Below are 23,893 nucleotides of genomic sequence, written 5' to 3' on the forward strand. Positions count from 1 at the left end.
TGAATTCGGTATCAGATCGTGGCGCCGTCGAGTTCGGCGATCATCTTCTGCATTTCCGCGCCGCCCGCCATCATGTCGAGGACTTCGTTCTTGGTGATCGTGTCCTTCGTGTAGGTGCCGAGCGAGCGGCCGCGATTGAGCAGCGTGAACGAATCGCCGATCGGGTAGGCGTGGTGGACGTTGTGGGTGATGAAGATCACCGAAATGCCCTTGGCGCGCGCCGCGTGAATCAGCTTGAGCACGTTGAAGCTCTGCTTCACGCCCAGCGCGGCGGTCGGTTCGTCCAGAATCAGCACGCGGGCGCCGAAGTGAATCGCGCGCGCAATCGCCAGACACTGGCGCTCGCCGCCCGACATCGTGCCAATCGCCTGATGCGGATCGCGCACATGAATGCCCATTTCCGCGAGACGATCCTTGGCGATGGTTGCGCTCGCATCGAGATCCATCACGTTGATAAAACCGAACAGCTTTTTCTGCGGCTCGCGGCCCATGAAGAAGTTGCGAGCGACAGAAAGCAGCGGCACCAGCGCGAGATCCTGATAGACGGTTGCGATGCCAAGGTCGAGCGCGTCTTTCGGCGATTCGAAGCGCACCGGCTTACCATCGACGTAATACTGGCCGGTGGTGGGCGCGTGCACGCCGGCCAGCGTCTTGATCAGCGTGGACTTGCCCGCGCCGTTATCGCCGAGCAGACAGTGGACTTCGCCACGCTTGAGGCGCAGCGTGACGCCGTTGAGCGCAATGACCTTGCCGAAGTGCTTGCTGACGTTATCGAGCGCGAGAATGTAGTCCGCATTCGCGTCGTTGGCATTCGCTTGAGTGGTATCCGACATGTTGGCCTCCGTCTTACGATTGCGCGACGCGGCGGCGCACATAATGGTTGAAGAGCACGGCCACCAGCAGCATGCCGCCGAGGAACACGCGGAACCAGTCCGAATCGATATTCGTGTACGTGATGCCGATCTGCACGACGCCGAAAATCAGCGCGCCGAACGCAGCACCGATCACCGATCCATAACCGCCCGTCAGCAAGGAGCCGCCGATCACCGCAGCGATGATCGCTTCGAATTCCTTTTGCAAGCCGCGATCCGCTGCAGCCGAACCGATGTCGCACACTTGCAGCACAGCGAACAGGCACGAGCAGAACGCGGTCAGCATGAAGAGCGAAATCTTGACGCGCTTGACCGGCACGCCGACGTTTTTCGCGGCGTTCGCATCGCCGCCCACGGCGAAGATCCAGTTGCCGTAGCGGGTGCGGGCCAGCGTGAAAGCACCGATGATCACCAGCGCAATCCACCACAGAATCACCTTCGGAATGCCCGGCACGAGCGGCTGGCCGTTGTCGAGCATCTTGCCGATGCCGACATGCGCGAGCGCCACGAACAGGCCTTTGAAGGCCGTGCCATGAAACAGCAGGTTGGTCACGTAATCCGCTTTCGCGACATCGCCCACGCCGGAGACGATGGTGCGATCGGCGAACATGATCGAGAGCGCGAGCGTCAGACCGCGCAGGATGAACAGGAACGCGAGCGTGACGATGAACGAAGGCAGCCGCGTGCGCATCACGAGGTAGCCGTTGAGTGCGCCCAGCGCCGTGCAGCCCGCGAAGGCGAACAGGATCGACAGCGCGATCGGCCAGTGAAAATACATGGTCGGAATGGCGACCATCATGCCCGCGAAGCCGATCATCGAACCGATGGAAAGATCGAACTCGCCGGCGATCATCAGCAGACAGGCGCCAACCGCAAGGATGCCTAAATAAGCAGCCACTTGAGACCAGTTCATCACGCCATCGAGGTCGAACATCCCGGACCCGCCTGCGCCAATCGCGAATACGGCGAACACGAGCACGGTCCCCGAAATCGCGGCGAATTCCGGCCGGCCGAGCAGAAGGCCGAACCACGATTCATGGCGTACGCGTTCGTCGGTGGCCGCGGCGTTCGCGGTCGGCGGCGTGGCGGCATCGCTGCCGTCCGGTGCGTGCGAGGGAAAGTGTTTGCCGGCTACACCCATGATGTCTCCTATCTACCCGGATCACTGCGATGCAGGTTCGATCCGGTAATTAGACGCGCGGCGTTGCATGCGTTTGACGAGGCAGGTTCGCGCGGTGTGGACCGCCGCGTGCCGCGCCGCGCGTGACTGACGAAAAGAACAGATCAGCGGTACTGACCCGCGTACTTCACGACCTTGTCCAGATTCTCCCTGGTGATGAAGCCCGGGCCCGAGCGGATATTTTTCGGGCCGTAGGACGGTTGCAGGCCATAGGTATCGAGGCGCTGCTTGAACTTCGGATTCGCTTCGAGGATCTGGCGAATCTTCGCGGGATCGGTGGTGTGATCCTTCTTCACGATCGCCAGCACGGCCACCGGGATATAGCCCTGCAGGTAGGGTTGCTGGTCGATGGCGAACTGGATCGTGCCCGCGCGAATCGCCTTGGCGATTTCATCCGAGAAGTCGAAGGTGCAGAAGTAGATCTTGCCCGCGAGGCCCATTTGCTGGACCGCCTTGAGCGTGGCTGCGGCCGGCACGGGGCCGAGCGTGAGGATCGCGCCCGTGTTCGGATGGTTGCGCAGATAGGCGCTGACCTTCGACTGGATTTCCGTCGGGTCCTGGCCCGAGTCGATCGTCGAGGTCTTGTAATCGACGCCAATCGCATCGGCGAAACCGCGGCAGCGATCGAACGACACCGTGTTGGTGGCGATGTGATTCACGCACAGGAACGACTTCACGCCGGCGGCCTTGGCCTTTTCGCCAGCGGCGTGGCCCGCCACATATTCGGGCTGACCCACGTGCATGATCGCGCCGAGTTGCGCGCTTTGTTCTTCGGTGCCGGAATTGATCGTCACGAGCGGGATCTTCTTGGCCGTGACCTTGCCGATCGAGCTCTTGAGCACGTCGAAGTCGGCGATGGTGGTGATGACGCCGTCGTAGTTACGCGCAGCAGCCTGCTCGATCAGACGCGCCATGTCGGCGATGTCGCCGTTGGGCGGATTGCGGTAATCGGTTTCGACGTTGAAGTCTTCGTCGGCCTGCTTGATGGCGTTCTTGATCACGTTCCACCACGAGTCCGAATCCGGCGCGTGGCTGATGAGGACGAAGTGCGCGTCGGCGGCCTGCGCCGTCTGTGCGGCCATTACGCTCAAGCCGGTCAAACCCGCTGCCAGCGCGAGCGCCGCAGCCAGCCTTCGGAGCATGGTCTTGCCCTTGCGTTGCGTCATTGTCTCCACCTTTCTCGGTCTGTCGTTCGTTTTTGGGGTGAGCCCCGCGAGCGAATTCTCCGGCGCTCATCGACAAGATTAGGCGATCGTCCGAGGGCTTGCAACAGAAATTTCATTACAAATAAAAATGGAAAATCTGTTCCATTCCGTGCGTGCGCTGCCTATAATCGGCTCCGTTAGCCTCGTCCGTATCGCCCGCCCAGCAAGGGTTTGCGGCAGTGCGGCAAAGGGCAGGGGTAAAAGCAGGGAAAACGATCATGGCGGATGAAACCAGCGACGCTGTAGCAGGCGTGGACGATTTGATGCAGCGCATCGCACACGATTACGAGGCGCTGCCGCGGCAGCTCAAAAGCATTGCCACGTATATCGAGCAGAACCGCGCGAGCGTGATGATGGACCGCACGAGCGACATCGCCGCGAGTTGCGGCGTGCATCCTTCGGCGGTGGTGCGCTTTGCGCAGCGCTTCGGCTTTTCGGGGTTTTCCGATCTGCAGGCGGTGTTTCGCCAGGCGTATGCGGGACAGGGCGTATCGGCGACGAGCTATCAGCAGCGCATCCGCCAGTTGATCGACGCAAAGGATGGCGAGGCGAGCCCGGAAATGGGCGGCTCGGTGGCGCGCGAGTTTATCGGCGCGTGCCGTAGCGGGCTGGACGAACTGGAAGCGGGTCTCGACGACGCGCAGTTCGACGCCGCCGTGCAGATGCTCGAACACGCGGACAACATCTACGTGATTGGCGTGCGCCGCTCGTTTCCGGTCGCCAGTTACATCGTCTATGCACTGCAGCACACGCGCAAACGCGTGCATCTGGTTTCGGGCCTCGGCGGCATGTATCACGAGCAGATTCGCAGCGTGAGAAAGGGCGACGTAGTGGTCGCCATCAGTTTCGCGCCGTACGGCAAGGAGACGCAGTATTGCCTGCGCACGGCGCAGCAGCATCAGGCGAAGACGCTGGTGATTACCGATAGCCAGCTTTCGCCGCTCGCGCGTCACGCTGATGCGCAACTCTATGTGAAGGAGGGGAGCGCATTTGCGTTCCGCTCGCTGACCAGCACGTTCTGTCTGTGCCAGGCGCTGTTCGTGGCGCTCGCGTACCGGCTCGAACTCAACGTAGAAGAATCGACCGACCCTGGAGGATACGATGACTGATGGAAAGACGCTGAACGTCGCGGTTTTTGGCGCGGGCCGTATTGGCCGCATTCACGCGGCGAATCTCGCGCGCCAGCCCGGCGTGCGTCTGAAGTACGTGATCGACGTGAACCGCGAGGCCGCCGCCGCGCTTGCCGCGCAGCATGGCGCGCAGGTCGGCGATGTCGATAGCGCATTCGGCGACAAGGAAATCGGCGCGACGGTCATCTGCTCGTCCACCGATACGCACTCCGAACTGATTCTGAAATCGGCGGCAGCGGGCAAGCATATCTTCTGCGAAAAGCCCGTCGATCTCGCCATCGGCCGCGCGCGCGAGTGTGCCGAAGCGGTCGCGCGTGCGGGCGTGGTCGCGATGATCGGCTTTCAGCGCCGTTACGATCCCACGTTCGCGGCGCTCAAGACGCGGCTGGATGCGGGCGAAATCGGCACGCCGGAAATGCTGATCGTGACGAGCCGCGATCCGGGCGCGCCGCCCGTCGAGTACATCAAGCATTCGGGCGGCATCTTCAAGGACATGCTGATTCACGACTTCGACATCTTCCGCTGGATTCTCGACGACGAAGCCGAAAGCGTGCATGCCACCGGAAGCTGCCTGTCCGATCCGGCGATTGCCGATGCGGGCGATATCGATTCGACCGCCGTGACGATCCGCACGAAGCGCGGACGCCTTTGCCAGATCAACACGGCGCGGCGCGCGGCCTATGGCTACGATCAGCGCTTCGAGATTCTCGGCAGCGAAGGCATGTTGCAGGCGGGCAATATGAAGCCGACCGAAGTGGTGGCGTGGTCGAAGACTTCGGTGGCGCAGGATGTGCCGGAAGCCTTCTTTCTCGAACGCTATCGCGCGGCCTACGCGCGCGAAATGGCGCACTTCCACGAAGCGGTGACGCAAGGCGTGCCGGTGCGCACGAGCGTCGCCGATGGTTTGAAAGCGCTCGAACTGGCCGAAGCGGCGGCCTTGTCGTGGCGCGAAGGACGTGTGGTGAAGCTGGGCGGTTGATAGACGGATCGAGCGGGCGCTGCTTTTCATGGTATGAAGCAGCGCTTTTTCTATGCGAAGGATTCCGAATCAAAATCGAAGGAGACGGACCATGCAATCAAACGATCGTGCCCGGCCATTGCGCGTGGGTGTGGCGGGACTCGGGCGGCTGGGGCGGCGGCACGCGCAGAATCTCGCGTACCGCGTGCCCGGCGCCACGCTGGCGGCCGCGTGCAGCCCGCTCGAAGACGATCTGACGTGGGCGCGCACGGCGCTGCCCGAGGCGCGTTTTTATGGGGACTACGCCCAACTGCTCGCCGACGATCGGATCGACGCCGTCTGGCTGGTCACGCCTTCGGCGCTGCACGCGCAGCAGATCGTCGAGGCCTTGCGTGCCGGCAAACACGTGTTCTGCGAAAAGCCCTTGTCGCTCGACGTGGCCGAATGCGAGCGCGTGGTCGAGGAGTCGCGCCGCTTTGCGCGCCAGCAGGTCACGATTGGCTTTATGCGCCGTTTCGATCCGAGCTATCACGACGCCTTCGAGAAACTGCGCGCGGGCGCGATCGGCCGGCCGTTTCTGGTGCGCTCGCAAACCTGCGATCTCAATGATCCCGATGGTTTCTTCGTGCGCTTCGCGCCGGGCTCGGGCGGCATTTTCCTCGATTGCACAGTGCACGATATCGACGTCGCGCGCTGGCTGCTCGGCAAGCCGCGCGCCACGCGTGTGTTCGCGGCGGGCGCGGTGGCGTTGCACGACGGCTTGCGTGAATTCGGCGATGTCGATAACGGCGTGGCGATCTGCGAGTTCGAGGGCGGCAAGCTGGCGATGTTCTACGCCTCGCGCACCATGGCGCACGGCAACGATACGTCGAGCGAGGTGATCGGCACGGCGGGGGCGCTGGGCATCGGCCGGGTGCCGCGCACGAATCGCGTGGAGATTTACGACGCGCACGGCGCGCGCAGCGAATGCACGCCCTCCTTCTTCGATCGCTTCGAGGAAGCGTTTCTGATCGAGGCGCAGGCGTTCGTGGCGGCGGTGCGCGCGCGGCTGAACGGCGCGGCCGCCAGTGCTGGCGAGGGCGCAACGCTGGAGGATGCGCTGGAGGCGACGCGCATCGGCTATGCGTTGCGGCAGTCGCTGCAGACGGGGCAGGCAGTGACGCTTTGAATCTTGACGGAGCGTGGCATGAGCGGGGCGCGAGCGTGGCACGAGCGGTGCGGCGTGCGGCTGCGGTAAAATCGCAGCAATCTGACGTACCGAGCAGATGCAAAACAGATGCACAGCGCCAGCAAACGTGTCGGAAACTGACCGCGCGTGCTGACGCGCCACCGAAGGATGCAACCCCGATGCAGATTCAGGTTCACAAGGAAGTGGATGCACGCGGGCTGAGCTGCCCGTTGCCGATCCTGCGCGCCAAGAAGGCGCTCGCCGATATGGAAAGCGGCCAGATTCTCAAGGTCCTCGCGACCGACCCCGGCTCGCAGCGCGATTTCGCCGCGTTTGCGAAGCAGACGGGCAACGAGATCGTCGAAAGCACGCAGCAGGACAAGACGTTCGTGTTCCTGATGCGCCGCCGCTAAAGCGCGTTAAAACCGCGTTTCAGGCATAAAAAAGCCCGCAATCGTGAGATTGCGGGCTTTTTCGTTGCGGAAGGAAAACTTAGCCTTCCAGCACCGGGTTGCGCGTGCGCAGGTATTCCTCGAAATCGGCGGCGACTTCCGGGTGACGCAGCGCGAATTCCACCGTCGCCTTCAGGTAGCCGAGCTTGCTGCCGCAGTCGAAACGCGTGCCGTGATACTTGTACGCCAGCACTTGTTCGTCGGCGAGCAGCGACTGGATCGCGTCCGTGAGCTGCAGTTCGCCGCCCGCGCCCGGCTTGAGCGAGCGCAGGTGGTCGAAAATACGCGGCTTGAGCACGTAACGGCCCACCACGCCCAGATTCGACGGCGCGACTTCAGGCGCCGGCTTTTCGACGATGCCCGAGAGCTTGACGATCGAGTCTTCCCACTCCTTGCCGTCGACGATGCCGTACGAGCGCGTTTCCGAGGGCGGAATCTCTTCCACGCCCAGCACCGAGCTATGGTAGTGGTCGAACACTTCGACCATCTGCTTCATCACGGGCGGCGTGCCGTACAGCAGGTCGTCCGCGAGGATGACGGCAAACGGGTTGTCGCCGACCAGCTTTTCCGCGCACAGAACGGCGTGGCCCAGACCGAGCGCTTCCGGCTGACGCACATAGAAGCAGTCGACGTTGGCCGGCTTGATGCTGCGCACCAGCTCGAGCAGCTTGGCCTTGCCGCGGGCCTCGAGTTCGGCTTCGATCTCATACGACTTGTCGAAATGGTCCTCGATCGCGCGCTTGCTGCGGCCCGTCACGAAAATCATCTCCGTGATGCCCGCCGCAATGGCTTCTTCGACCGCGTACTGGATCAGCGGCTTGTCGACGACCGGCAGCATTTCCTTCGGGCTGGCCTTCGTTGCCGGAAGGAAGCGCGTGCCGAGGCCCGCCACCGGGAATACCGCTTTAGTCACTTTTAGCATGTCTGTTGTCCTGGTCCTCTTGGGGTCCGGCGCCGCGCGCGCCGCCAGACCTCACCTTAGCCGAATCAGGCAGGCAGGCGCGCGAGTTGCGCGGTCAGCTTGCCCAGCGTTGCCTGGAATTCTGCCAGTCGTTTCTGCTCTTGTTCAACCACAGCAGGCGGCGCTTTTGCTACAAAACTGTCATTTCCCAGCTTGGCATTGCACTTCGTCACTTCATTCGACAATCGCGTGATCTCTTTCGAGAGGCGTTCGCGTTCGGCGGCCACGTCGATTTCGACCTTCAACACCAGCTTGTCCGTACCTACGATAGCAACTGGCGCGCCCGCCGAGGCGGCGTCCAGCGCGGCTTCGTCGGCGATCACCTGGACTTCCGACAGCTTCGCGAGCGCCTTTGCATAGGGCGCGAACGATTCGAGGCGTTCGGCGTTGCCCGTGACCAGCAGCGGCACCTTGGTTGCGGGCGAGAGGTTCATCTCGCCGCGCAGGTTGCGGCACGCGTCGATCACGGCCTTCAGGTCCGTCGCCCACTGCTCGGCGGACTCGTCGATCTTCTTCTGTTCGGCGACCGGGTAGGGCTGCGTCATGATCGACGCTTCGCCTTCGGCCTTGCCTGCGGGGTAAGCGTCGGTCAGCGGCGCCACCTTCTGCCACAGCGCTTCGGTGATGAACGGAATCACCGGATGCGCGAGGCGCAGGACCGTTTCCAGCACGCGCAGCAGCGTGCGGCGCGTGGCGCGCTGCTGCTCCGGCGTACCGGTCTGGATCTGTACTTTTGCCAGTTCCAGATACCAGTCACAGTATTCATCCCAGACGAACTTGTAAATGGCATTGGCCACATTGTCGAAGCGATAGTCGGCAAAGCCCTTGGCGACGTCGGCTTCCACGCGCTGGAGCTGCGAGACGATCCAGCGGTCGGCCTGCGAGAAGTCGGTGTAGCCGGCCGGGCCGCAATCGCCCGGCTGGCAGTCGCCCGGCTTGCTGAAGCCGCAATCGTGGCCTTCGCAGTTCATCAGCACGAAACGCGTGGCGTTCCAGAGCTTGTTGCAGAAGTTGCGATAGCCTTCGCAGCGCGCGAGGTCGAAGTTGACGTTACGGCCGAGCGTGGCCATCGACGCCATCGTGAAGCGCAGCGCATCGGTGCCGAACGCGGCGATGCCGTCCGGGAATTCCTTGCGGGTTTTCTTCTCGATGGTGGCGGCCTGCTTCGGGTTCATCAGACCCGTGGTGCGCTTGGCGACCAGCTTTTCCAGTTCGATGCCGTCGACGATATCGATCGGGTCGAGCGTGTTGCCCTTGCTCTTCGACATCTTCTGGCCTTCGGCGTCGCGCACGAGACCGTGCACGTAGACCGTCTCGAACGGCACCTGGCCGGTGAAGTGCGTGGTCATCATGACCATGCGCGCCACCCAGAAGAAGATGATGTCGAAGCCCGTGACCAGCACGGACGACGGCAGGAAAGCCTTCAGTTCCGGCGTTTCAGCGGGCCAGCCGAGCGACGAGAACGGCACGAGCGCCGACGAGAACCACGTGTCGAGCACGTCTTCGTCGCGCTTCAGTGCGCCCGTGTAGCCGGCGGCGTCGGCCTTGGCGCGTGCTTCTTCCTCGGTTTTCGCGACGAAGATCTCGCCGCTTTCGCCGTACCACGCCGGAATCTGGTGGCCCCACCAGAGCTGGCGCGAAATACACCAGTCCTGGATGTTTTCGAGCCACTGGTTGTACGTGGTGGTCCAGTTTTCCGGCACGAACTTGATCTGGCCGTTGCGCACCACGTCGAGCGCGGTTTCGGTGATCGACTTGCCCGGATTGAAGGTGCCTTCCGGCGCGGGCTTCGTCATGGCGACGAACCACTGGTCGGTCAGCATCGGCTCGATCACGACGCCCGTGCGGTCGCCGCGCGGCACCATCAGCTTGTGCGGCTGCACCGAATCCAGCAGACCGAGCGCTTCGAAATCGGCGACAACCTGCTTGCGCGCTTCGAAACGGTCGAGGCCGCGGTACTTTTCAGGCGCGTTGTCGTTGATCTTCGCGTCGAGCGTGAGGATCTCGATCATCGGCAGGCTGTGGCGCAGGCCGACCTGGTAGTCGTTGAAGTCGTGCGCGGGCGTGACCTTCACGACGCCCGTGCCGAACTCGCGGTCCACGTATTCGTCGGCGATGACCGGAATTTCGCGATCGGTCAGCGGCAGCTTGACCATCTTGCCGATCAGATGCGCATAACGCTCGTCTTCCGGGTGCACCATCACGGCCGTATCGCCGAGCATGGTTTCCGGGCGCGTGGTGGCGACCGTCAGGTGGCCGGAGCCATCGGCGAGCGGGTAGCGCAGATGCCAGAGGCTGCCGGCTTCTTCTTCGCTGGCGACTTCGAGGTCCGAAACGGCGGTGAGCAGCACCGGGTCCCAGTTCACGAGGCGCTTGCCGCGATAGATCAGGCCCTGTTCATAGAGGCGCACAAACACGTCGCGCACGGCGGCCGACATCTTGTCGTCCATCGTGAAGTATTCGCGCGACCAGTCGATCGACGCGCCCAGACGGCGCACCTGGCCCGTGATGGTCGAGCCCGACTGCTGCTTCCATTCCCACACGCGTTCGACGAACTTTTCGCGGCCGAGGTCGTGGCGCGAGATCTTCTGCGCGTCGAGCTGGCGCTCCACGACGATCTGCGTGGCGATGCCCGCGTGGTCGGTGCCCGGCACCCAGAGGGTGTTCTCGCCGAGCATGCGGTGATAGCGCGCGAGGCCGTCCATGATCGTCTGGTTGAACGCGTGCCCCATGTGCAGCGTGCCGGTGACGTTGGGCGGCGGCAACTGGATCGAGAAGTTCTTGCGGCCGGGCTCGAAGGTCGCGGCGGCGTAGCCTCGACGCTCCCATTCCGGGCCCCAGTGGGCCTCGATGGTCTGGGGCTCGAAGCTTTTCGCTAGCGTGCTGTCGCTCATGGGTGGAATCTGCCGAAAAAAGGATGCGGAAAACCTTCGATTATACGGGCTAGCGAAGGCTGTAGCGGCCCGCAGCCCGGTAGAGGGGGCCGCTGCGGCTGCGCGGCGGTCCTCGAATCGCGATTGCCGCCATCCTTCGCGAGGCGTTGCGGGCGCTTTTCAGGAGGCGCTTCAAGATTCAAGCGCGGGCAAGACCGCGAACGAGCCATGCCGGACGGTTCGGCATGGGCATTTATAATGGCGGTCTACTCTGGATTCCGCTGCCCCATGCCCGAACTGCTCGCCAATCTGAACCCCGAACAACACGCCGCCGTCACGCTGCCCAACGAACCGGCACTCATTCTGGCCGGGGCCGGCAGCGGCAAGACGCGCGTGCTGATCACGCGTATTGCGTGGCTGATCCAGCAAGGCCTCGCCTCGCCGATGACGATCCTCGCCGTGACCTTCACGAACAAGGCCGCGCGCGAAATGATGGGGCGTCTGCAGGCGATGATGCCCATCGACACGCGCGGCATGTGGATCGGCACCTTCCACGGCCTGTGCAACCGCATGCTGCGCGCGCATTACCGCGACGCCGGCCTGCCGCAGACCTTCCAGATTCTCGATACCTCCGACCAGCTTTCGGCCATCAAGCGTCTCATGAAGGGCCTGAACATCGACGACGAAAAATATCCGCCGAAGAACGTTCAGTACTTCATCAACAACGCGAAAGAGCAGGGTCTGCGCCCGAAGGACGTCGACGTCACCGACAACTTCAACCGCAAGTTCGTCGAGCTGTACGAAGCCTACGACCAGCAGTGCCATCGCGAAGGCGTGGTCGATTTCGCCGAACTGCTGCTGCGCTGTTACGAACTGCTCGCCTACAACCCGCCGCTGCGCGCGCACTATCAGGCGCGCTTTCGCGACATCCTCGTGGACGAGTTCCAGGACACCAACAAGCTCCAGTACGCCTGGCTCAAGCTGCTGGCGGGCGAGGGCAACGCGATCTTCGCAGTCGGCGACGACGACCAGTCGATCTACGCGTTCCGCGGTGCGAATGTCGGCAATATGCGCGATTTCGAGAACGAATTCCGCGTCAAGCACATGATCAAGCTCGAGCAGAACTACCGCTCGCATGGTCATATTCTCGATACCGCCAACCATCTGATCGCGCATAACTCGCGCCGTCTGGGCAAGAACCTGCGCACCGATGCCGGTCATGGCGAACCGGTGCGCGTCTACGAGGCGGCCACCGATTCGCAGGAAGCGGGTTTCATCGTCGAAGAGATTCGCGCGCTCATCAATCAGGGGCTCGCGCGTCACGAGATCGCCATTCTTTATCGCAGCAACGCGCAGTCGCGCACGATCGAGCACACGCTCGTCAACGGCGGCATTCCGTACAAGGTGTATGGCGGCCTGCGATTCTTCGAGCGTCAGGAAGTCAAGCACGCGCTGGCGTATCTGCGCCTGATCGACAACCCGAACGACGATACGGCGTTCGCGCGCGTGGTCAATTTCCCGGCGCGCGGCATCGGTGCGCGCTCGATCGAGCAACTGGCGGACGCGGCGCGTCTCTACAACTGCTCGATGGCCGCGGCGATTCCCTACGTCACGGGCAAGGCGGGCACGACGCTCGGTTCGTTCGCGAATCTGGTCGCGAAAATGCGCGCCGAAACCGCGCAGATGAGCCTGCCGGAAGCCGTCGAATACACCGTGCGGATGAGCGGTCTCGCCGAGTTCTATCAGGGCGAGCGCGAAGGCCAGGACCGCCTGGAGAATATGCAGGAACTCGTGAACGCCGCCACGGCGTTCGTCAGCGAAGCGGGTTACGGCATGGACACGCCGGCGCGTTCGATTCCGCTGCGCCCGGGCGCGTCGAACCTGCCCGAAATCGTGTCGCAGGACGGCGAGATCGAAGTGCTCGACGCGCCTTCGCTGATCGATCCCGCGCAGAACCCCGATGTCATGACGCCGCTCGCCGGTTTCCTCTCGCACGCTTCGCTCGAAGCGGGCGACAACCAGGCGCAGGCGGGCCAGGACGCGGTGCAACTGATGACGGTGCACGCGGCCAAGGGGCTGGAATTTTCGGCGGTATTCATCACCGGGCTGGAAGAAGGCCTGTTCCCGCACGAGAACAGCGCGATGGAAGCCGATGGTCTCGAAGAAGAACGCCGCCTGATGTACGTGGCGATCACCCGCGCGAAGGAGCGGCTCTATCTGTCGTTCGCGCAAAGCCGCCTGCTGCATGGCCAGACGCGCTACAACGTGCGTTCGCGCTTCTTCGACGAACTGCCGCAGGAAACGCTCAAGTGGCTCACGCCGAAGGTCGAGGCGGGCGCGCGCTGGGGCGGTCGCTCGGACAACGCCGGCTGGGGCCGCGACTGGTTCTCGCGCGGCGGCAATGGTGGCAATGGCGGTGGCGGTAACGGCGGCGGCTCGCGCGAACGCGACGCTTATGTGGCCGACAAAACCCCGCTGCCGAATTTCGCCAACGAGCAGCGCGCCGCCGAAGCGGGCTTCCGCGTGGGCCAGGACGTGTTCCACACGAAGTTCGGCGAAGGCAAGATCACGGCGCTCGAAGGCAGCGGCACCGACGCCAAGGCGCAGGTCCGCTTCAAACGCCACGGCGAGAAGTGGCTCGCGCTGGCGGTGGCGAAGCTGCAGGCCGTCGACTAAATAGCGCCGGATTGGCCGGATCAGCCAGATTAGCCGGCCCAAGCCAGCCAAATTCAAACGGGGAATCCAGACGATGACCAGCAACACCCGCCCGTTGGGCGTGCTCGCCGCCTTGCCGCAGGAACTCGGCGATCTGATCGCCGCCATGCAGGCCGAATCGGGCGTGCAGACGCGCACTTTCGGGCAGCGCGACTACCACCTCGGCACCGTGCATGGCGTAGCGTGCGTGGTCACGCTCGCGCGCGTCGGCAAGGTGGCGGCGGCCGCCACGGCCAGCGCGCTGATTCATGCATTCGACGTCGAAGCCATGGTGTTTACGGGCGTGGCGGGCGGCGTGGGCGAGAACGTGCATGTGGGCGATGTAGTGGTCGGCACGACGCTGCTGCAACACGACATGAACGCCGAACCGCTGTTTCCGCGCCACGAGATTCCGCTGCTCGGCCGTGCGCGCTTCGATGCCGATAGCGCGCTGGCCGCTGCGCTGGCGGCGGCCAGCGAGCGTTTCGTCGAAGAAGAGGGTGTGGCGCTGGCGGCGCGTTTCAAGACCGCGTTGCCGCGTCTGGAACATGCGCTGCCGCGCGTGCATCGCGGTCTGGTGATCAGCGGCGACCAGTTCGTGGCGAGCGCCGCCGCCGTGCGCGCACTGCGCGAGGCGCTGCCGGACGCGCTGGCGGTGGAAATGGAAGGCGCGGCCATCGCCCAGGTCTGCTACGAGTACGGCGTGCCGTGCGCGGTCGTGCGCACGATTTCCGATACCGCCGACGAGCACGCCAGCGCGTCGTTCTCGTCGTTCCTCACCGATATTGCCGGCACTTACTCCACCGGTATTCTTCGCCACTTTCTGGCCGCTTATGGTCGCTGATCTGGTCGCTGATCGAGGCCGCTGAATCGCGGTGCGGTAAAACGGCGCGCAGTCATTCCTTGCGCGCCGCCTGCACCGTCTCGCGAATCTGCTGGAGCGCCGACGCGTCTTCGATCGTCGGCAGATCGCCGGGCTCGCGTCCTTCGGCCAGCGCCGCAATCGCGCGGCGCAGCAGCTTGCCGGAGCGCGTCTTCGGCAACATCGACACGAAATGCACGCGCGCCGGCCGGCCAATCGCGCCAAGCTGGCGGTCCACGGTCGTGGCGATGGCGGCGGCGAGCCGGTCGGCGGCTTTCGGATCGGCGGCGGCCGAGGCGTCGCGCAGTACCACGAAAGCCAGCGCGGCCTGACCCTTCACCGCGTCGTTCACGCCCACCACGGCGACTTCCGCCACCGACGCATGCGATGAGATCGCTTCCTCGATCTCGCGCGTACCCAGCCGATGGCCCGCCACGTTGATGACATCGTCGGTGCGCCCGAGGATCGTCACGTAGCCGTTTTTGTCCTGCACGCCCCAGTCGAAAGTCGAATAGACCTGCTGGCCGGGCACGCTTTCCCAGTAGGTTTTCACGAAGCGCGCGTCGTCGCCCCAGACCGTCTGCATGCAACCCGGCGGCAGCGGATAACCGAGCGTGATGACGCCTTTCGTGCCGCTCGCGCAGGGCTCGCCGGTGTGCTCGTCGCGCAGCACGAGGTCGTAGCCGTAGCAGGGCACGCCGGGCGAGCCGGGCTTCTGCGGCAGCGCCTCCACGCCGCCCTGGATCGCCAGCATCGGCCAGCCGGTTTCGGTCTGCCAGTAGTTATCGACGACGGGTTTGCCGAGCGCATCCGAAATCCACGTCGCGGTGGGTTCGTCGAGCGGTTCGCCGGCGAGGAACAGCGTGCGCAGGCTCGACAGATCGGCGGAATGCAGCAGCGCCGGGTCCTGCTTCTTGAGCACGCGGATCGCCGTGGGCGCCGTGAACATCAGGTTGATCCGGTGCTGCTCGACGAGGCGCCACCAGATGCCGCCGTCCGGGCGCAGCGGCGTGCCTTCGTACATCACCGTGGTCATGCCCGCGAGCAGCGGCGCGTAGATGATGTAGCTATGGCCCACGACCCAGCCGATATCGGACGCCGTGAACATCGTGTCGCCCGCGCGGCCGCCGAAGATGTAGTCCATCGATGCCGCGAGCGCCACCGCATAGCCGCCGACGTCGCGCTGCACGCCTTTCGGCTTGCCGGTCGTGCCCGAGGTGTAAAGGATGTAGGACGGCGCGTTCGATTCTAGCCATTCGCAGGGCACCTGCGCGTCGTGGAACTGCGCGCGCAGCGGTTCGTAGTGCACCAGATACGGCGCCGAAAAACGCTCCGGCGCAAGCTGGCGGTCGATCAGCAGCACGTGCGGCGGGGCGTGTTCGGCGCGCGCCATGGCTTCGTCCACCAGCGGCGTGTAGTCGATCACCTTGCCGCCGCGCGCGCCTGCATCGGCGCTCACGAGCAGCACGGGTCTGGCGTCGTCGATACGCGCCGCGAGGCTGGGCGCCGCGAAGCCGCCGAACACCACCGAATGGATCGCGCCCAGCCGCGCGCAGGCCAGCATGGCGAACACGGCTTCGGGAATCATCGGCAGATAGATCAGCACGCGCTCGCCGCGCTTGACGCCCAGCGAGCGCATCACGGCGGCCATGCGGTTCACTTCGGCGTGCAGATCGGCGTAGGTGTAGCGGCGCTCGATGCCGGTTTCGGTCGAAACGTAGACCAGCGCGTTCTGCTGCGCGCGCGAGGCCAGATGGCGATCGACGGCGTTGAAACAGAGATTGGTGCGACCGCCCGTGAACCAGCGCGCAAAGGGCGGATTCGAGCGGTCGAGGACGCTGTCGAACGGCGTGTCCCAATGGATGCGCGCGGCTTCGCGACGCCAGAATGCTTCGGGGTTGTCGATCGACTCGCGGTGAAAATCGCGGTAACGCCTGACGTTCTGCATGACGTCCATCCTCCCGTGCCCGATCGCCGTTGTGGCCCGACCGGCCAGAACCGGCGCTAGAAAACCGAGGATAGTGCAGCGCAACGGCGGCGGGCAACGCGGGCGAACCCGCGTTCGAGGGTGTCTTCGATGGCGCGTGCCTGGGCGTGCGCGGCCGGGCCGTGACTCAGCGCCCCGCGCCTCGATCCTGATCGACGGCGCACGCCGCCGCGGCACCCGCGCGCGCCCGCGGACGCGGCTGCGCATGCCAGCGCCGCAGCCAGCGGCAGGCGATCGCGATGGCCGGATCGATCTGCGCGCTCACGGCGGGGCGCAGGCCCGTGCCGTAGTCGTCGTGGGCCAGCGGCTGCACGCCGATCAGCACCAGCTCGCGCGGATAGCGGCCCTTGAGCTGGGCGCAGGCGAGCACATCGGCGAAATCCATCTGATGCAGGCTGACCGGAGGCGTGCCCAGATGCTTCACGGCGTCGTCGTCTTCGCGCACGCAGAGCGTGCCCGGCGCGCAGCCGAAATCGGCGGCATTGAAGACGATCATGCGTTGCGCCGATTCCACCAGCGGCAGCAGCGCGCGGCCTTCGATGCCGCCGGCCACGAATTCGACGTGCGGCGCACATTGCCAGCCGGCCTTCATGCGCTCGATCGCACGCATGCCGAAGCCCGCATCGCCCCATTGCTGATTGCCGATACCCAGTACGACGATGCTGGGCGATGTCTGGACGCGTGCGCCGGTGTCTGTCGGCACACTCATGTAGCGGGCGAAGACATACGGAACGTGCTCTTAGAGAAAGCTCACGCGACTCCCTTGGCGAAGGACAGTAAAGTCAGAATACTCTTAGCTGTCGATGCTTTTTGTGTTGACGTGAGTCAATTTTGAGAACGGTTCGGCGCTTGGGCTAACCTTATTTTGCAAGCGTTGCTCATCGTCTGTCGGGCAATGCCTGGAATGTGCGAGAAAGTGTTCGCGCAAAGACAAAGGAGCGCCCGAAGGCGCTCCTTGATTGCTGCTCGTCGTCGGGCGAACCGGCCGGTCGTCCGATGCTCGTTGCGAGGGACTTACGCGCCCGGCTTGACCACCACCGTGCAGGTCGTGCCCGCCGAGAGAATCATGCCGTCCGGCACCTTGTCGATATGGATGCGCACCGGCACGCGCTGGGCCAGACGCACCCAGTTGAAGGTCGGGTTCACATCGGCGAGCAGTTCGCGGCTTTGCGGATTGTCGCGGTCGTAGATGCCGCGCGAGATGCTTTCCACGTGGCCTTCGAGCGTGCCGCCGCTCATCAGCTTGATGTCGGCCTTGTTGCCCACCTTCACGTGCGGCAGCTTGGTTTCCTCGAAGTAGCCGTAGACCCAGAACGAATGGCTGTCGACCACGGCGAGCTTGGCCTGGCCGGCGATCGCGTAGTCGCCCTTGAACACCTGCAGATTGGTGATGTAGCCGTCGACCGGCGAGATCACACGCGTGCGTTCGAGGTTGAGTTTGGCGGCGTCGAGTGCGGCGATGGCCTGCTGGTACTGCGCCTGCGCCGAATTCGCGGTGTGCGAGGCGTTTTCGCGGTTTTCCTGCGAGACCACGAGGCTGTCCATGTCGGCGCGGCGGCGGGCGTCGTCGAGCTTCATGGTCAGCTCGGCCTTGCGTGCGGCGACGGCCGCCTCGGCCTGCTCGACGGCGATCTGGTAGTGCGACGGGTCGATCTGCATCAGCAGGTCGCCCTTGTGCACCATCTGGTTGTCCTTCACAGGCAGATCGACCACGGCGCCGGAGACGTCGGGCGCGATGTTGACCACTTCGGCCCGCACGCGGCCGTCACGCGTCCACGGTTCGTCCATGTAGTGGACCCACAGCGCGCGGCCGACCAGGATGGCGACGACGAAGATGATGGCCGTCGCGATAAAGCCAATGATGTTTCGGATAGTCATGATTCTTTAGCCGGTTCAACGCCGGTTCAACGATAGACGGCAAGCCCGATCACGCAGCACACGACCACGAGCAGACTCACGCGGAACAGGGACGGGTGCCACACGATGCGGTACAGGCCGGTACGGGCCAGCACGGAATCGAGCACCCAGGTGATCGCCGCGCCCAGAATGAAGAGCAGGACGATCGCCGGAATGTAGGCGTCCAGAAACGCCACGTCACGAGGCATGGTTCGCTCCTTGCGTGTCGCCGGGGCGATTGCCCGACGGGTTATTCGTATCGGCACGCGTGGCATCGGCATAGGCCGCGAACGGCGACTGCGGATCGATGAGCGCGGTGCGCATGAAATGCAGATGGCTCAGGCAGCGCTGCAGCGGGTGCCGTTCCTCGCGCGGCGCGGCGTCGCGCAGCACGGCTTCGAGCACGCTTTGCGTCGTGGCGATGGCAGTGCTGGTCGCGGCGAGCGCTTCGGCATGGCGGCGCGCATCGGGGCGCTCGAACAGCGCGCTCATGCGCTTGAGCACCACGTTCGTTTGCTCGCGCCACGGCGCGTGCTGGGCAAAGCGCGGATGGGCGCCGGTTTGCGTCGTCATCGCCGCCAGTTCTTCGCGCAGATCGAGCGCGGCATTGCCGATTTCGAGCGTCGAGAACATCCAGCGCAGCGTGTCCTGGCGGAACGCCTGATCGCTGCCTGCAATCGCGTTGAGCTGGAACATCAGATCGCGCGCGCCGCTTTCGAAGCGGTTGCGCAGACCCGCTACGCCTGGTCTGCCCGGCATGCCCGGCAGACCTTGCAGACGCGCACGGCATGCGTGCACGGCCTGGCCGCGCAGATTGGCGAGCAGACGGTTGCGCAGCCAGCGCGTCGAAGGCGGCAGTAGCACCGCGAAGGCGGCCGCCGAAACGATCTGCGAGACCACCAGCGCGAGCGCGTCGTTGATATAGCCGCTCGGGTTGTACTGCACCACGTTGTCCGGACCTGCGAGGAAGCACAGGAAGATGCAGTAGCCCACGCCGTAGCCCGCGTAGGCCGGGCGCGTCGTCAGGAAGGTGCCGAAGGCCAGCGCCGGCGCGAGCGCGACGCACAGCATCGGGAAGCCGTCGATGTGCGGGAACACGCCAAACGTCAGCACCATGCCGACGATCGCCGCGAGCATCGTGCCGACCGCCATCTGGTTCGCCATGCGCGTCGGTTGCGGCGAGGCCGATGCGAGCGCACAGGTCGCCGCGGCGTTGAGCACGAGGTTGGTGCCGCTCGGCCAGGCCGTGGCGATCCAGAACGCGCCCAGCAGTCCCATGACGATCGCGGCGCGCATGCCGTGCACGCTGGCCGCGAACAGATTGGTCCGGGGCATGTAGCGCGCGATCCATTTCTCGCGCGAATGCGTGTCGACGGCGAGCGAGGCGTAGGTCGCCGTGTACTCGTTCATCTCGTGCACGAAGCGGTAGAACAGTTCCGTCGCGGTGTCGAAGTCGAGCAGGGCGGCGGCTTTTTCGGCGTCGTCCAGCGTGGCTTCGAGCTGCGTACGCGTTTCGCGCACGCGCCTGGGCAACGCCGCGCGGTACTGCGAAAGCTGCGCGGACGCCTGGGTCGCATCGGCGGCCGTGAGCACGCGCTCGCCAGCGATCTCGAACAGCGGCGCGATCTCGTGGAAATACGGCTCCAGCGCGGCCACCGTGGCGCTCGAGCCTTCGCCGCGCAGACGGTTCATCAGCTGATGCAGCGCGTGAAAGCGCGTCGATGCCGCCATGAATTCGGTGTTCAGGCGCGCAAGACGGCCCGAGCGCATGCGCGAATCCGGCGACTCGAACACGGCATTGCTGCGGCTCGCCTCGAAGCCGACGATATCGGCCACGAAACGCGCGTTGGTCGCTTCGATCTGCGAACGATCGACGCGTCCCGCGAGCGACGCCGACACGTAATCGACAAACGACGAAAAGCGGCGGCGCACCGTCGAGCGCAGCAACTCGCCCGTGTACTGCGGAAACACCACGGCGCTCACGACGCCCGAAGCCAGAATGCCGAGCGAGATTTCGGCCACGCGCGTCATCGCCGACATGAACGCGCCGTCGGGATGCTGCGAGGCCGGAATGCCGATCAACGCGGCCGTGTAGCCCGCGAGCACGAAGCCATACGAGCGGAAGTTGCGGTTACGCGCCGCGCCCGCCGTGCAGATGCCGACCCACAGCGCCGTGCTGGCGATGAAGAGTTCGGGCTGCTGCGCGAACAGGCCGATCAGCGCGAGCATCACGACGAGGCCGATCAGCGTGCCGCAAAGCCGGTAGAAACTCTTGGCGAACACCGGGCCGCTTTGCGGCTGCATGACGATGAACACCGTCGTCATGGCGGTGCGCGGCGAGGGCAGTTCGAGCTTCATCGCAATACCGAGCGCGATCAGCGCGGCGGCGATGGTCTTGAAGAGATAGAGCCAGACGAGGCCGTCGGTGCGAGCCCAGTCGGCGAACGCTTTCAGAAAGCGCTGGCCGTCCGGCTGCGTGGAGGAAGAGGACGCTTGCATCGTCGCCTGCCTCAGTGCGCGCTGCCTGGCGCGCCGGCGTCGTCAGCCGACGAATGCGGCGCGAGCAGCGCGGCCGGTGCGAGCGGCACGGCGCGCGTCTTCTTGCCGTGCGCGGGCAACTGTTCGGCGGCCGTGGGGCTCGCCACGGCCGGATCGGCCGCGGTATCGGCTCCCGCAGCGATCGTGCCGCCGCCCAGCGCCGCCACCAGCGTGGCATGCGCGGTCAGACGCGCCGCCTGGATGCGCGCGACGCCTTCTTGCGCACGCAGCAACTGCGTCTGCGCGATCAGCACATTGAGATAGTCGGTCAGACCGCGGCGATAGCCTTCCTGCGACAGATCGTAGTTGCGCTGCGCGGCCGCCACCGAGCGATGCGCGTCGTCTTCCTGCGTCGCGAGCGAGCGCATGCGCACGACCTGATCGGCGATTTCCTTGAGCGCGGTCACGATCGTCTGGTTGTACTGCTCCACGGCGATGTCGTAAGTGGCCGACTGCGCGCCGAGTTGCGAGCGCAGACGTCCGCCGTCGAAGATCGGCAGCGACAGGGCGGGGCCGCCCGCATAACTGCCGCTCATCGACTTCAGGAACTGGAACATCGGGCCGGCCGCCGCATAACCGCCCATCGACACGAGCAGGTTGATGTTCGGATAGAAGTCGGCCTTGGCCACGTCGATGCCGCGCGCCTGCGCGGCCACGGTCCAGCGCGCCGCGACGATGTCCGGGCGATGGCCGATGAGTTCGGCCGGCAGCGCCGAGGGCAGACCCGCCGGTGCGCCCAGCGCCAGCGCCGGGCGCTGGATCGTTTCACCCGCGCCGGGACCCTTGCCCGCGAGCGCGGCAAGCTGGTTCTTGCCCAGCGCGATGGCTTCTTCGAGCGAATCGATCTGGCGCTCGTACTCGGGCAGCGGCGTTTCGGCCTGGCTGACTTCGAGCTGCGTGCCGATGCCGCCCTTCAGACGGCGCTGCGCGAGCGCGAGCACTTTCTGCTGTTCGGCGAGCGTCTGCTTGGCGATATCGAGCAGCGCGTAGTTCATCGACATATCGATGTACGCGCGCGTGACGTTCACTTCGAGTTCGAGCTGCGCGGCGCGGGCATCGGCGGCCGTGGCGTGCGCCACGTCGAGCGCGCGCTCGGCATTGTTCTTGTCCTGGCCCCAGAGATCGAGGTGATAGGACAGGCCGAGCGTGGCGGTGTTGTTCCACGAATTCGAGTTGGCGAGTGAGCCCGGTCCGTAATAGATATTGTCGGACCAATGCTGGCGCTGGATGGACATGCTGCCGTTGATCTGCGGCAGCAGGCCGGCTTCGGCCACGCCCGCCATCGAGCGCGCTTCGCGCACGCGTGCCTGCGCGGCCGCGAGCGACGGATTGCCCGAGATCGAGGCTTCGATCCAGCTATTGAGCTGCGGGTCGTTGTAGGCGCGCCACCAGTCGGCGGCGGGCCATTTTGCGTCGGTGTTGGCGGCGCGGATCGCCGATCCGGCGTCCAGTTCGCTCGCGTCGACGTGCTTCGCTTGAGGGGCGATTCCCCCGGTACTGGCGCATCCCGCGATTATCAACGAGAACGTAAGAACCGCGGCTACGGCTAGTCCTTTCGGTACCGGAGACTGCACGATTTACTCCCTTAACGGCTATAGATTGATGTGCGTCATTATATTTTTTGACCGATTGGCGAATAACCGGTAAAGATGCAAGGCATTCTTACGCGTTATGAGATAATTGATATTACAAAACGTGCAACAATTCGTCCGTCAGATAGAGGATAGGTATGGATACGCTTCAAAACATGCGGGTATTCGTCCGGGTGGTGGAAGCCGGCAGCTTCACGGGCGCCGCCCAGCACCTGAATACGACCACGGCTTATGCGTCGCGCGCGGTCTCCGACCTGGAGGCTCACCTGCGCACGCGTCTTCTGAACCGCACGACGCGCCGCATCGCGCTCACCGAAGCCGGCGAGCGTTATCTGCAGCGTTGCGAGCAGATCCTGGCCTACGTGGATCAGGCGGAAGCCGAAGCCGGCGACGCGCATGCGCGCCCGTCGGGCAAGCTCAAGGTTCACGCGATGACGAGTTTCGGCCAGCACTATGTCGTGCCGGCGGTGGGGCAGTATCAGCAGTTGTATCCCGATGTGCATGTCGAACTGACGCTCGCGCAGCGCATGCCGGATCTGCTCGACGAGGGTTATGACGTGGCGCTCGTGCTGGCCACCGATCTGCCGGATTCGGGTTTCGTGTCGCAGCGGCTGACCAGCGCGTTCAGCATCGCCTGCGCGTCGCCGGCCTATCTGGAGCGCCATGGCGTGCCGCAGACGCCGCACGACCTCGTCAATCACCGTTGCCTGCAACTGGTGACGCCGGTGTTTCCGTCGTCGCAATGGCAGTTCACCGGGCCGCAGGGCGTCGAGACCATCGATCTCGGGCCGGCTACCTTCCAGGTGAACGTGGCCGAAGCGATGGCCGTGGGCGTGCGCGAAGGCATGGGCGTGGGCCTGCTGCCGATCTATTCGGCGATCAGCGGGCTGCGCAGCGGCGAACTCGTGTGGATTCTGCCCGAGTACCGCTCGCAGGAAATGACGGTGTTCGCGATGTATCCGTCGCGTCAGTATCTGGATGCGAAGATCCGCACGTGGGTCGAGTTGCTGCGCGAGAAGTTGCCTGCGACGCTCGCGGAAGACCAGACGGAACTGCGCCGCTTCGCTCGCACGTAATTCACGTAGTGCGCGTAATGCGTGGCTCGGTCAGGCCGGAAAGGCTGGGGGAAGGGCGTTTGGACGTGTGCTTGCGAGCCGCGCTGTGACAGGCTGTTACAGCTACGCGTTCTCGCAACACTTCTTAACGCACACGCGGGCGGCGGCTTGATAAGGTAGCGGAACTGAAACGTCAATTCGCCTGAACCCGAGGATTTCCATGGATACGCATCTGATGATCGGCATCGCCGTGATGATGAGCCTGATCGGCATCGCCGCATCGCGCGACCTTCTGCGCATGCGCCGCGCCCAGCTTCAGCCGGTCACGCTGCGCGTGCAGCGCCCGATCGACCGTTCGCGCGACCTGCGCTGAGTGTTCGCCGGGTGAGACGAGCGGGTGCGCGCAAGTCGCTGCACCGCTCGTCGCGCGGCTGAGTCTGCGGGCTGAGTCTGCGCTGAGTCTGCGTTAA

Annotated in this window: 19 protein-coding genes; 8 read left to right on the plus strand and 11 right to left on the minus strand. The window is 64.6% G+C overall.

The features are described from left to right. Window positions 1–11 precede the first annotated feature (11 nt). From U5A67_RS19295 to U5A67_RS19305, 3 genes are all read right to left on the minus strand, one after another. A complete protein-coding gene (locus tag U5A67_RS19295; protein WP_321814646.1) occupies window positions 12–833 on the minus strand; it encodes an ATP-binding cassette domain-containing protein in 822 nt (273 codons plus the stop codon). A gap of 13 nt (window positions 834–846) precedes the next feature. Further along, a complete protein-coding gene (locus tag U5A67_RS19300) occupies window positions 847–2,013 on the minus strand; it encodes an ABC transporter permease (RefSeq protein WP_205984794.1) in 1,167 nt (388 codons plus the stop codon). A 143-nt stretch (window positions 2,014–2,156) separates the two neighbouring features. Then, window positions 2,157–3,218: a sugar ABC transporter substrate-binding protein gene (locus tag U5A67_RS19305; RefSeq protein ID WP_321814645.1), complete on the minus strand. Its 1,062-nt coding sequence runs from the start codon at window positions 3,216–3,218 to the stop codon at window positions 2,157–2,159. Window positions 3,219–3,475: 257 nt separating this feature from the next. Here U5A67_RS19305 and U5A67_RS19310 point away from each other — a divergent pair, with 257 nt between their 5' ends. The 4 genes from U5A67_RS19310 (at window position 3,476) to U5A67_RS19325 (ending at window position 6,926) form a co-directional block, all read left to right on the plus strand. Next, window positions 3,476–4,366 carry a MurR/RpiR family transcriptional regulator gene (locus U5A67_RS19310; RefSeq protein WP_205984796.1) on the plus strand — a complete coding sequence of 297 codons (891 nt, stop codon included), beginning with the start codon at window positions 3,476–3,478 and terminating at the stop codon, window positions 4,364–4,366. After that, the gene (gene iolG, locus U5A67_RS19315; RefSeq protein ID WP_321814644.1) at window positions 4,359–5,366 is read left to right on the plus strand and encodes an inositol 2-dehydrogenase; all 1,008 of its coding nucleotides are present in this window, start codon (window positions 4,359–4,361) and stop codon (window positions 5,364–5,366) included. The genes U5A67_RS19310 and iolG overlap by 8 nt, the downstream gene beginning before the upstream one ends. Before the next feature lie 91 nt (window positions 5,367–5,457). Beyond that, entirely contained in the window at window positions 5,458–6,513 is a 1,056-nt protein-coding gene (locus U5A67_RS19320; RefSeq protein WP_321814643.1) for a Gfo/Idh/MocA family oxidoreductase, read from the plus strand. A gap of 185 nt (window positions 6,514–6,698) precedes the next feature. Next, on the plus strand, window positions 6,699–6,926 hold the full coding sequence (locus tag U5A67_RS19325) for a sulfurtransferase TusA family protein (protein ID WP_205985046.1): 228 nt from the start codon (window positions 6,699–6,701) through the stop codon (window positions 6,924–6,926). A 79-nt stretch (window positions 6,927–7,005) separates the two neighbouring features. On the opposite strand, the gene galU is transcribed toward U5A67_RS19325, so the two are convergent. After that, window positions 7,006–7,887, minus strand: coding sequence for a UTP--glucose-1-phosphate uridylyltransferase GalU (gene galU, locus U5A67_RS19330; RefSeq protein WP_205984799.1), 882 nt, complete (start codon window positions 7,885–7,887; stop codon window positions 7,006–7,008). Between the two features lie 65 nt (window positions 7,888–7,952). Next, window positions 7,953–10,820 (minus strand): valine--tRNA ligase, encoded by a 2,868-nt coding sequence (locus U5A67_RS19335; RefSeq protein ID WP_321814642.1) that lies wholly within the window; start codon window positions 10,818–10,820, stop codon window positions 7,953–7,955. Window positions 10,821–11,087: 267 nt separating this feature from the next. Here U5A67_RS19335 and U5A67_RS19340 point away from each other — a divergent pair, with 267 nt between their 5' ends. After that, window positions 11,088–13,475 carry a UvrD-helicase domain-containing protein gene (locus tag U5A67_RS19340; RefSeq protein ID WP_321814641.1) on the plus strand — a complete coding sequence of 796 codons (2,388 nt, stop codon included), beginning with the start codon at window positions 11,088–11,090 and terminating at the stop codon, window positions 13,473–13,475. A gap of 73 nt (window positions 13,476–13,548) precedes the next feature. Then, entirely contained in the window at window positions 13,549–14,337 is a 789-nt protein-coding gene (locus U5A67_RS19345; RefSeq protein ID WP_321814640.1) for a 5'-methylthioadenosine/adenosylhomocysteine nucleosidase, read from the plus strand. A gap of 52 nt (window positions 14,338–14,389) precedes the next feature. Here U5A67_RS19345 and U5A67_RS19350 read toward each other — a convergent pair whose 3' ends face one another. From U5A67_RS19350 to U5A67_RS19375, 6 genes are all read right to left on the minus strand, one after another. Next, the gene (locus U5A67_RS19350; RefSeq protein WP_321814639.1) at window positions 14,390–16,303 is read right to left on the minus strand and encodes a propionate--CoA ligase; all 1,914 of its coding nucleotides are present in this window, start codon (window positions 16,301–16,303) and stop codon (window positions 14,390–14,392) included. A gap of 166 nt (window positions 16,304–16,469) precedes the next feature. Then, window positions 16,470–17,051 (minus strand): HyaD/HybD family hydrogenase maturation endopeptidase, encoded by a 582-nt coding sequence (locus U5A67_RS19355; RefSeq protein ID WP_321814638.1) that lies wholly within the window; start codon window positions 17,049–17,051, stop codon window positions 16,470–16,472. A gap of 305 nt (window positions 17,052–17,356) precedes the next feature. Further along, window positions 17,357–18,220 carry an HlyD family secretion protein gene (locus tag U5A67_RS19360; RefSeq protein WP_321814637.1) on the minus strand — a complete coding sequence of 288 codons (864 nt, stop codon included), beginning with the start codon at window positions 18,218–18,220 and terminating at the stop codon, window positions 17,357–17,359. 26 nt (window positions 18,221–18,246) lie between these two features. After that, window positions 18,247–18,447 carry a DUF1656 domain-containing protein gene (locus U5A67_RS19365; RefSeq protein WP_167056474.1) on the minus strand — a complete coding sequence of 67 codons (201 nt, stop codon included), beginning with the start codon at window positions 18,445–18,447 and terminating at the stop codon, window positions 18,247–18,249. Continuing rightward, window positions 18,437–20,737, minus strand: coding sequence for an FUSC family protein (locus U5A67_RS19370; protein WP_321814636.1), 2,301 nt, complete (start codon window positions 20,735–20,737; stop codon window positions 18,437–18,439). Before U5A67_RS19370 ends, U5A67_RS19365 begins: the two co-directional genes overlap by 11 nt. Window positions 20,738–20,748: 11 nt before the next feature. Beyond that, complete coding sequence (locus U5A67_RS19375; protein WP_321814635.1) at window positions 20,749–22,350, minus strand: efflux transporter outer membrane subunit; 1,602 nt, start codon at window positions 22,348–22,350, stop codon at window positions 20,749–20,751. A 155-nt stretch (window positions 22,351–22,505) separates the two neighbouring features. Here U5A67_RS19375 and U5A67_RS19380 point away from each other — a divergent pair, with 155 nt between their 5' ends. Continuing rightward, window positions 22,506–23,444, plus strand: coding sequence for a LysR family transcriptional regulator (locus U5A67_RS19380; RefSeq protein WP_205984807.1), 939 nt, complete (start codon window positions 22,506–22,508; stop codon window positions 23,442–23,444). A gap of 199 nt (window positions 23,445–23,643) precedes the next feature. Then, window positions 23,644–23,796: a hypothetical protein gene (locus U5A67_RS19385; RefSeq protein ID WP_205984808.1), complete on the plus strand. Its 153-nt coding sequence runs from the start codon at window positions 23,644–23,646 to the stop codon at window positions 23,794–23,796. Window positions 23,797–23,893: the final 97 nt, after the last annotated feature.

Source organism: Paraburkholderia sp. J69-1 (assembly GCF_905220255.1).
Lineage (GTDB): Bacteria > Pseudomonadota > Gammaproteobacteria > Burkholderiales > Burkholderiaceae > Paraburkholderia.

Bases quoted from the DNA above. Each gene is read 5' to 3' on its own strand.
- U5A67_RS19355 (WP_321814638.1), bottom strand. From the start codon at position 17,051: ATGAGTGTGCCGACAGACACCGGCGCACGCGTCCAGACATCGCCCAGC.
- U5A67_RS19340 (WP_321814641.1), top strand. From the start codon at position 11,088: ATGCCCGAACTGCTCGCCAATCTGAACCCCGAACAACACGCCGCCGTC.
- U5A67_RS19295 (WP_321814646.1), bottom strand. From the start codon at position 833: ATGTCGGATACCACTCAAGCGAATGCCAACGACGCGAATGCGGACTAC.
- U5A67_RS19320 (WP_321814643.1), top strand. From the start codon at position 5,458: ATGCAATCAAACGATCGTGCCCGGCCATTGCGCGTGGGTGTGGCGGGA.
- U5A67_RS19360 (WP_321814637.1), bottom strand. From the start codon at position 18,220: ATGACTATCCGAAACATCATTGGCTTTATCGCGACGGCCATCATCTTC.
- U5A67_RS19350 (WP_321814639.1), bottom strand. From the start codon at position 16,303: ATGCAGAACGTCAGGCGTTACCGCGATTTTCACCGCGAGTCGATCGAC.
- U5A67_RS19385 (WP_205984808.1), top strand. From the start codon at position 23,644: ATGGATACGCATCTGATGATCGGCATCGCCGTGATGATGAGCCTGATC.
- U5A67_RS19310 (WP_205984796.1), top strand. From the start codon at position 3,476: ATGGCGGATGAAACCAGCGACGCTGTAGCAGGCGTGGACGATTTGATG.
- galU (WP_205984799.1), bottom strand. From the start codon at position 7,887: ATGCTAAAAGTGACTAAAGCGGTATTCCCGGTGGCGGGCCTCGGCACG.
- U5A67_RS19300 (WP_205984794.1), bottom strand. From the start codon at position 2,013: ATGGGTGTAGCCGGCAAACACTTTCCCTCGCACGCACCGGACGGCAGC.
- iolG (WP_321814644.1), top strand. From the start codon at position 4,359: ATGACTGATGGAAAGACGCTGAACGTCGCGGTTTTTGGCGCGGGCCGT.
- U5A67_RS19305 (WP_321814645.1), bottom strand. From the start codon at position 3,218: ATGACGCAACGCAAGGGCAAGACCATGCTCCGAAGGCTGGCTGCGGCG.
- U5A67_RS19335 (WP_321814642.1), bottom strand. From the start codon at position 10,820: ATGAGCGACAGCACGCTAGCGAAAAGCTTCGAGCCCCAGACCATCGAG.
- U5A67_RS19365 (WP_167056474.1), bottom strand. From the start codon at position 18,447: ATGCCTCGTGACGTGGCGTTTCTGGACGCCTACATTCCGGCGATCGTC.
- U5A67_RS19380 (WP_205984807.1), top strand. From the start codon at position 22,506: ATGGATACGCTTCAAAACATGCGGGTATTCGTCCGGGTGGTGGAAGCC.
- U5A67_RS19370 (WP_321814636.1), bottom strand. From the start codon at position 20,737: ATGCAAGCGTCCTCTTCCTCCACGCAGCCGGACGGCCAGCGCTTTCTG.
- U5A67_RS19345 (WP_321814640.1), top strand. From the start codon at position 13,549: ATGACCAGCAACACCCGCCCGTTGGGCGTGCTCGCCGCCTTGCCGCAG.